The sequence below is a fragment of the Bartonella sp. AD328YNZD genome (assembly GCF_042196425.1).
Map to the genome: position 1 here is coordinate 1 of NZ_JBHIQG010000266.1, position 3,329 is coordinate 3,329.

1 protein-coding gene is annotated in these 3,329 nt (G+C 31.5%); it reads right to left on the bottom strand.

Features of this window, described 5'->3' with window-relative positions; all coding sequences use genetic code 11:
* Positions 1 to 847: 847 nt before the first annotated feature.
* Positions 848 to 1,225: a hypothetical protein gene (locus ACFIO3_RS10375; RefSeq protein WP_375615072.1), complete on the bottom strand. Its 378-nt coding sequence runs from the start codon at positions 1,223 to 1,225 to the stop codon at positions 848 to 850.
* Positions 1,226 to 3,329: the final 2,104 nt, after the last annotated feature.

The window sequence follows — 3,329 nt, forward strand, 5'->3', positions numbered from 1 at the left end:
TACCTCCATCACTGTGCATAAGGAGTCCATAGATATACAAAAACCATCATACGCTATTTACCAATTCAAAATATTGCAACAGACTTTTAGCTCTCAAGATATCTCAAAGAAGCTTTTTAATTCCTTTTTAAAAGAGTTTTTATCCACACAAGCCTCCCACTTGTGGTATACAAGAAACTGATTTTGATTTTTTCACCATGGATAAATTTAAAATGAGAGGATTTTATAATTCTTAAGATTCTCATTCAATATAAAATGATAAATTATCATTATAAAACAATATACTAAAAAAGTTATATCCGTTTTTTCCTACAACAAAGCTTAACAATTACTTGTGTCTATTTTTTTGAAAAATGTTAGAAAGCTCAATACCCCTAAAGCCTTTTTAAATAAAAATAGACCTCTCATCTTCATTCAAATATTTTTTCTTTGTCACAGACTATCATCTTATCAGCCTTACACCTCATTTTCAGAAATCATACAAGTGGATAAATATCCTAAAATCCGTAGAATAAAAAAGCTTAAATCCTTTTAAATTTTTTATTTTCTCATATCAAATAAAAAAATAACCGGCATATAAAATGCGGTTAACGTGTTTTATTATAGTCAATACTGCTTTTGTCATTGTAGCGATTGATAATGCAATTAACTTGGACCAATACCCTTGATAGACTTTCTATCACTCCTGTAATGATTGCAACATTACCCTTATACTCCAATTGCTTACCTTTTGAGAGATAAATTTTGTTAATACCTTACAAATTGATTATCTCCTCGCACTTTTCAAGACTTCACGAAAAGCTCTTGCTCCTTAAAATAAAACCCAAAAGCGCGATTAAAAAAATAGCTAAAAATAAGCATTAGCAATGGAAGGACGAGAAATCGCTTTCGAGAGAGCCATAGCAACAGTTTCACCAGATTTTTGAGCCTGTTCACGACTCTGCCCACTTTTAGAAGCAAGCGCAATTACATCACGACGCAGCTGCGCAATAAACAACTCTTGCTGTTGAGGGGTCATTTTAGAAAGATGCTTGATGATATCTGGAAAAGATACGGATAATCTCTCTAATAACTCCTCCTCTGTTACATCAAGCTGCTGAGAAGACAAAGAAGAGTGACCGGGAAAAAACTGATAAACAACACCACTTTGAAAAGCAAAAAAGACAGCGCCAAAAATAAAAAACACAAATAAAATAAAAATAATACGATGCGAAAAAGATTCCATTATCTCTTACCTAAAGATCACAGAATACAAACATAGATTCCCTTTACGATTTCCCTTATAGCATTCAACAATGCCTCAATAAAGAAAAATCAAATTATTCAAAATAAATACGCTAACACTATCCGCCTAACAAGACATCCCCCTCTACATATTTACGTACTATAAGCGAAACAATAACAGATCTTACACTTCCCCCCTATAAAACCTTACACATCCCCTAAAACAATTATAAAAAGCCTGACTGAGGAAATCCTCAGTCAGGCCAGACAATCTAGGGGATCCACGCGGGGGGGGGGGGAGGAGGTTCCCCGATTGTCCTCTTACATCAACCACTAAGATAGCCGATGCAATATTCTTGCTATGGAATAAAATTCTTTAAACAACAAGAAATTCTTATCATCTTCTACGCAAAAAAACATAAAAGAATTATAAATTATTTAAAAATGTTTAAATTTAGGCAAAAAAAGTTCAAAATGACCCAATTTGAAGCAATTTTATTTCAAGAAGCATCAATTAGAATCTACGATCATTATAACTTTTAAATAGTTTCTTTCATAACTCTGATGATCATATTAAAAAACAGTAATTTCTACGTATCCACCCTATAAAAATTAAACTATGTAAAAGTAGAATCGCTTTTCCAACAGCAATCACCACAAAAAGAAAAACGTAGATTTTTAAAATCTTACACAAATAACCGTAAAAAATGGAAAACATCTTCTTGCAAGAAAGCTATGAATTATTCATATAAAACAATAAATTAGAGAAATAAAATCTTATCTATATTTATAAAAAATTTCTGTAAATGATCATTAAAATATTGTTACATCCTTCATGTAACAATCAATGAGGAACTTAAACAGCTTAATCTTATGAGAAAATGAGAACTCTGAAGGTATTTGTTTCGAATCACGCCCCATCGTCATTCCAAGTAACGATAAACCATTTTACAATAACCAACAGTCTCTAACTCATTTTAACATAACAAACCGAAATCAACGCAGACATTTTCTCTTAATCTCTATCATTTAAATGATCCCGTAAAGTAATACACACAGTAGTTTCTATGCTCAAAAATTTTTATAGTCTGTTCTTCTAACGTAAACAATTCATTGATTTACAATCAGAACTCATCATTTTACAATTTACATGAGAGATCTCAAAAACGTAAGGTTCCCTTATTTTCAATCTTCGTCTATTGAATTAATGAATAGCCATACTATCGCACATCACAAACAAGAAGAAGCATATGGATAAAAAACATAAAACGATGATGCCTACTTACAACTTTTACTTAAACTAAAGACGATGGTGCCCTATCAATTTTACGCTATACCCACGGACTGCGTCATAAGATGAGCGGCAAACATAAAAAGAAAGAAAATACTTTTGGCAAAAACAATGGACTTATTTAATAACCTTCATAACTTCTCATGATAAAGAGATACGAAACTTTAGTTTAATATCACGCTTTTTTTCCTACTTTCAGCCACAAACTATCCCTAGATCATCGCCGATCTTATTTTATGAATATAATACATTGTCTTACCCTTTTACTTTTTCGTCTTTTTAGAGCATCTTTTTGCACCCCTCACTAAAAGTTCCAAGGTACTCCTTATCTAAAAACCTGTTTTAAAGAGACATTTTAAGATCTATTGGGCACCACCATCTTTGACATTTATAAAGGTATGAGCCTTCACTATATTATATTGTGCGGCATTATATCATATTGCAGCCGCTCTCACATTTAGAAAATGTATGAAAGATGTATTTTCTTTTACAAACGGTATCATTAAGATAAATACCTTCTTTTGTAGCAGACAAACAGACTCTTTCGGATTCTGAAACAGGAAATTTGAAATGAGACAACATTCCTGTATTCAAACCTCTTATTGAGTTTAAAAAAATCAATGATCTTTTAAAATCAATATATTGGCTAATAAAATATAATATCAGGACACCTTAAATAATGATCCTCATAGGCTTAACTCTATAGAAGGTGTTTCATTATACAGCCTACACGCCGCTATAAAACACCAATACTCCCATATAAAAACATAATACAAATGTAAAAAACAATAGCTTATCAATGATTGAATAAAGT

Excerpts from the sequence above, each read along its gene's own strand:
- ACFIO3_RS10375 (WP_375615072.1), bottom strand. The coding sequence starts at position 1,225 with ATGGAATCTTTTTCGCATCGTATTATTTTTATTTTATTTGTGTTTTTT.